The 5,510-nt window shown below is 66.6% G+C and carries 7 protein-coding genes; 2 read left to right on the forward strand and 5 right to left on the reverse strand.

Translation table 11 applies throughout. The features are described 5' to 3' along the window. The 5 genes from Q0D45_RS20550 to Q0D45_RS20570 all read right to left on the reverse strand — a co-directional run. The coding region (locus tag Q0D45_RS20550; RefSeq protein WP_293397495.1) for a DUF3488 domain-containing protein at nt 1-731 on the reverse strand (731 nt) is incomplete at its 3' end. Nucleotides 732-736: 5 nt separating this feature from the next. Further along, entirely contained in the window at nt 737-1,696 is a 960-nt protein-coding gene (locus Q0D45_RS20555) for a DUF58 domain-containing protein (RefSeq protein ID WP_293397497.1), read from the reverse strand. A gap of 34 nt (nt 1,697-1,730) precedes the next feature. Then, a complete protein-coding gene (locus Q0D45_RS20560; RefSeq protein ID WP_293397499.1) occupies nt 1,731-2,639 on the reverse strand; it encodes an AAA family ATPase in 909 nt (302 codons plus the stop codon). Further along, nucleotides 2,636-3,553, reverse strand: coding sequence for an archaetidylserine decarboxylase (gene asd, locus Q0D45_RS20565; protein ID WP_293397501.1), 918 nt, complete (start codon nt 3,551-3,553; stop codon nt 2,636-2,638). Before asd ends, Q0D45_RS20560 begins: the two co-directional genes overlap by 4 nt. Nucleotides 3,554-3,564: 11 nt before the next feature. Continuing rightward, the gene (locus Q0D45_RS20570; protein ID WP_293397503.1) at nt 3,565-4,149 is read right to left on the reverse strand and encodes an SCO family protein; all 585 of its coding nucleotides are present in this window, start codon (nt 4,147-4,149) and stop codon (nt 3,565-3,567) included. 111 nt (nt 4,150-4,260) lie between these two features. Between Q0D45_RS20570 and prmB the strand changes: the two genes are divergently transcribed. Further along, nucleotides 4,261-5,205: a 50S ribosomal protein L3 N(5)-glutamine methyltransferase gene (prmB, locus tag Q0D45_RS20575; RefSeq protein ID WP_293397505.1), complete on the forward strand. Its 945-nt coding sequence runs from the start codon at nt 4,261-4,263 to the stop codon at nt 5,203-5,205. A gap of 38 nt (nt 5,206-5,243) precedes the next feature. Continuing rightward, nucleotides 5,244-5,510 (forward strand): chorismate synthase (locus Q0D45_RS20580; protein WP_293397507.1); only part of this gene is annotated, 267 nt, incomplete at its 3' end.

Consider the following 5,510-nt stretch of genomic DNA (forward strand, 5'->3'; position numbering starts at 1 on the left):
CAGTAGCGTTCTCTGGCCGGCGGCACGGCGCCGTCGAAACGCACCCGGAAGGCCACCGCTTCGGAGTTGATCAGGCTGGAAATCTCGCCCGGCGCCATCGAGTCCGACAAGCCCGAACGCGCCGCACCGGCATCGGCCGGCAGGCCCCAGATCGGCCCCGGAATGCGCGGGAACAGCACGAAGATCAGCAGCATCAGCGGCAGCGCGCGCAGCACCATGCCGCCGCTGATGCGCAGGCTGTCGCGCAGCGGCAAGGCGCTGCCCGGATGGTTGGCGTCGATCAGCACGCCGGTGATCAGCGCGGTCATGACCAGCAGATAGGCCGCCGTCCACAGCTCCTGCGAGAACAGGAAATTGGTGATCAGCATGAAGTACATCAGGAACACCATGACCATGGTGTCTCGGCGCGCCCGCAGCTCGGTGAGCTTGAGTGCGGCCATCACCGTGATCAGCGCGACCCCGGCGGTCTGGCCGCTGACCCGGCCGAAGCTCGCGTAGACGCCGGCGAAGGCGCCGAAGGTCAGCAGCACGCGCATCCAGCCCGGCAGCATCGGCCAGCCGCGATAGGCAGCGGCAGTACGCCAGACGACGATGCCGACCACCAGCACAGCGGCCCAGATCGGCAGCCGCTGCAGATGCGGTGCCAGCAGCAGGCTGAGCACCGCCAGTAGCCGTAGCAGCGCGGCACGAGGCAGCAGATCGGCGATCTTCGCTGGCTTGTTCTTCGCCATGGCGATCAGTGCAGCGCCAGCGCCGCGAGGCAGGCGTGCCGATGCTGTGCACCCAGCGCGGGTGACAGGCTGCCGCCAGGCAGTCGCAGGCCGTATTGGCGTTGTGCGGCGTCGGCATCGAGCACCCAGCGGCACAGCTGGGCCAGGCGTTGTTCAGGACCCCAGGACGACGGCAGCGCCTGCCAGTCCAGCCACAGTTCATCGGCCTGGTTATCGCTGAACAGCTTGACCAGCGGCTGCGGATTTCTCGCCAGGCTTTTCCAGTGAATGCTGCGCAAGGCATCGCCGGCCTGATAGCCGCGCAGGCCGCTGAATTCGTCCGGCCCCGGGCGTTGCGTGGTCCATCGGCCGTCATCGCCGTGGCCGCTGCTCAGCGGTGCGGCACCGTCCGCAGCCGGCTTCGGATAGACCAGGCAGGCGAGATCCAGCTCGACCCAGGTCCAGGCGTGGAACAGGCCGAGCGGAAACTCGGTGGCCACCGCGAAGCGCGGCGCCGGCAGCCAGCCGCGTTTGCTGCTGGCCAGCGCCAAGCTCAAGGTGGCGCTGCTATCGGCCGGTACATCGGCATGGGCGAGCGGTAATTGATCCTGCCAGGCGATGGTCAGCGCGTGGCGCGGGCTGCGGCTGGGATTGTCGAGACGGATCGAGAACTGCGCCGCATCGCCGGCGAACACCGGATCAGCGCCCTGTGCGGCAATGCTCAGATTGACCAGGTTGCCGTGCGTGTAATGCATCGCCAGCAGGCCGATGCCGGCAAGCAGGAAGGTCAGCGCGAAGGCCATGCTGTTCGAGTAGTTCATCGCTCCGAGCAGCATCACGAACAGCAGCAGGCCGTAACCATAGCCGTAGCGCGTCGGCACGATGTAGACCCGCCGTCGGCCGATCGTCCAGGGCCCGGGCACGCGCGGCGTGCGGGTGGCGATCCAGTTCTGGAAGCGCCGACGCAGCCTGCTCATCGGGTTCATCGCGGCTCCGGAATCCGCGGAGCGGCGAGGCGGGTCACGGAATCGCCACCGCCGCCAGAATTTCGTCGGCGATCAGCCGCGCATCGCCGCGCTCGATGGCGCTCAGGCGATGGCTGGCGACCGAAGCGAACACCGCCTGCAGGTCTTCCGGGATGACGCCGGAACGGCCTTCCAGCAACGCCCAGGCCTGGGCGGCGTGCTTCAGGGCCAGGCCGGCGCGTGGCGACAGGCCGTGCTTCAGCGTGCGGTGTTCGCGGGTCGCGCGGAGCAGGGCCATCAGATAATCGATCAGCGCCGGGCTGGTGCGGATCGCTTTCACCTGCTGCTGGAAGCTGCGCAGCTGTGCAGCACTGAGTACCGGCGACAGGCCGGCGAGCAGATCGCGCCGCTCCGGATCGTTGAGCAGCGCGCGTTCGGCATCGCGGGAGGGATAGCCGAGCGACAGGCGCATCAGGAAGCGGTCGAGCTGCGATTCCGGCAGCTCGTAGGTGCCGATCTGTTCGCCAGGATTCTGCGTGGCGACGACGAAGAACGGATCGGGCAGGGTGCGGGTGATGCCGTCCGAGGTCACCTGCCGCTCTTCCATCGCTTCCAGCAGCGCGCTCTGGGTCTTCGGGCTGGCGCGGTTGATCTCGTCGGCGAGCACCACTTCCGAGAACACCGGGCCGGCGTGGAAGCGGAAGCTGCTGGCGCCCGGCTCGTAGATCGACATGCCGAGGATGTCCGCCGGCAGCAGATCGCTGGTGAACTGCACACGCTGGAAATGCAGGCCGAAGACGCGGGCCAGCGCCAAGGCGAGTGTCGTCTTGCCGACACCCGGCACGTCCTCGATCAACAGATGACCACGGGCGAGCAGGCAGGCGAGGGCAAGCTTGAGCTGACGCTCCTTGCCGAGAACGATGCCGGCAAGAGCGCTGAGGACGGGCTTGAGATCAGGGTTCATGCCACGGCGTGTTGCAGGTCCTGGGCCATCACCTGGGCCAGGGGCTGGCCGAGGCGCAGCGCATCGCCGGCCTTGAGATTCGCCTGCCAGCCCAGCGCCCCACGCGGCGCCAGCAGCACCACGGTCGAACCCATGTGGAAGCGGCCCATTTCATCGCCGCGGGCCAGGGCAACGGTGCCATCCGGCTGATGGTGGAACGGTGTCGCCGCGCGGCTGTGTGGTGGCGTCAGGCGCCCGCCCCAGACGGTCTCGACGCCGCCGACGAACAGCGCGCCGACCATCACCACTGCCATCGGCCCGAACGCGGTATCGAAGATCGCGACCATCCGCTCGTTGCGCGAGAACAGCCGCGGCATCGCTCGCGCGGTTGCCGGATTGACGCTGAACAGGCGGCCCGGCACGTAGGTCCACGAGCGCAGCTTGCCGCCGAAGGGAATGTGCACGCGGTGGTAGTTGTGCGGCGCCAGGTAGATGGTCGCGAAGCTGCCGCCGTCGAAGGCTTTCGCGAGTTCGACATCGGCCAGCAGTTCGGCGGCGGTGTAGTCGTGGCCCTTGGCCTGAAAGATCCGGCCATCGCGGATCGCCCCGAGCTGGCTGATCCGGCCATCGACCGGGCTGGCCAGCAGGTTTGGATCGGTCGGCATTGGCCGGGCACCGTGCTTCAGCGCACGAGTGAAGAAATCATTGAAGTGCCGGTATTCCTCGACCGTTTCCCGCTCGGCTTCGCCGAGGTCGATCGGGTAACCGCGCATGAAGGCCTTGATGAACCAGTTCTTGAAGCCTGGGCTGTCGATCTCGGCGATCCTGTACATCAGCGCCGACAGCGCCCGCGTCGGCAGGCAGCGCTGCACGGCGGCGAACAGATGGTCGCCGAGGCTGGCGTCGGAAGCGGCTGCGGTGGTCGTGGTGTTCATGGAATCAAAAGTCAGTTCGATTGGGCGACCAGCTTGCGCAGGTCCGCAGCCATCGCATCGGGCTTGAATGGCGGCGTCAGATAGCCGGCCACCTGGCCTTGCGGGTTGATCAGGATCAGCGCGGTCGAGTGGTCCATCGTGTAGCTGTCCGGCGAGGTACCCGGCACTTTCGCGTAGACGTAGCCGAGGTTCTTGCCCAGCGTTTCCAGCGCCGCATCGTCGCCGGTGGCGCCCAGGAAATCCGGGCTGAAGAACTTGAGATAGCCGGCGATCTTCTCCGGCGTGTCACGGCCCGGATCGACGGACAGGAAAAGGATGCGGACTTTCGCAGCGTCATCGCCGAGCTTGGCCTGCACGGCTTTCAGCTCGGCGAGCGTGGTCGGGCAGACATCGGGGCAGAAGGTGAAGCCGGCGAACACCAGGGTCCAGTGATTGGCGAGATCGGCATTGGTGAACGGCGCGCCGGTGGCGCTGGTCAGCACGAACGGTTCGATGACTCGCGGCGTTTTCAGCAAGGTGCCGGAGCTGATCTCGACTACCTGCGGACGCAACAGGAACACCCCGCTGAAGATGCCGCCCAGCACCGCGAACGCCACGATTCCGCTCCAGCGCAACAAGCCATTCGACACGCAGCAACCCCCGACATGATTGGCGCGGGTCCGCCATGGCCCGCATACTTTGTCGATTATCCCGGCTTTCCAGACTCGATGTCCGATACCGCTGCCACCTCTGTCCCCATCCCCGCAACGCTGGCTCCGCTGACCACCGTGCGCGACCTGATCCGCTGGGGCGCCTCCGAGTTCAACCGTCATGGCCTGGTCTTCGGCCATGGCACCGACAATGCACTCGACGAAGCCTTTCACCTGGTGCTGTCGAGCCTGAAACTGCCGTTCGACCTGCCGGCGGTCTATCTCGAAACCCATCTGGCGGAGGACGAGCGGGCCGCCGCGCTGAACCTGCTGCGCCAGCGAGTCGAGACCCGCAAGCCGGCGCCGTACCTCACCGGCATCTCGTATTTCTGCGGCCTGGAGTTCGAGGTCGACGAGCGCGCGCTGGTGCCGCGTTCGCCGATCGGCGAGATGATCGAAGCGCAGTTCCGGCCCTGGCTGCCGCGCGATCCGCAAACCATCCTCGATCTTTGTTCGGGCTCGGGCTGCATCGGCATCGCCGCTGCGTTCGCGTTCCCGGAGGCGACCGTCGATCTCGCCGAGATCGACGACGGCGCGCTCGACGTCATGGCCCGCAACATCATTCGTCATCACGTCAAGGATCGCGTTCGCCCGGTGGTTGGCGATCTGTTCGCCCCGCTCGGCAAGAAGCGCTACGACCTGATCGTCAGCAATCCGCCGTATGTGCCGACCGCGGAATGGGCCGCGCTGGCGCCCGAGTTCCAGCACGAGCCGAAACGGGCACTGGAAGCCGGTGCCGACGGCATGGATATCGTCGAGCGCATCCTCAACGACGCACCGACCTATCTGACCGACAACGGCGTGCTGATCTGCGAGATCGGCGGTTCCGACGACGAGTTCGAAGCGCGATTTCCCGGCATCCCGGTTTCCTGGCCGGAATTCGACAAAGGTGGTGATGGCGTGTTCGTCATCACCCGCGAAGAACTCAGCGAATGGCTGCGCGCGCGCAAGCGCCGCAAGTAGCCCAGCGCCATAACCAACTTCAGCAGCGAGCAACCGCGATGTCCGGCAATACCTTCGGCAAGCTGTTCTGCGTTACCAGTTTCGGCGAATCGCACGGCGTGGCGATCGGCTGCGTCGTCGACGGCTGCCCGCCCGGCCTGGAGCTGAGCGAGGCGGACATCCAGCCCGATCTCGATCGCCGCAAGCCCGGCACCTCGAAGTACGTCACCCAGCGCAAGGAAGCCGATCAGGTCCGCATCCTGTCCGGCGTCTACCAGGGCAAGACCACCGGCACGCCGATCGCGCTGCTGATCGAGAACACCGAC

This window comes from Nevskia sp. (assembly GCF_023266035.1).
In the GTDB taxonomy this organism is placed as follows: Bacteria; Pseudomonadota; Gammaproteobacteria; order Nevskiales; family Nevskiaceae; genus Nevskia.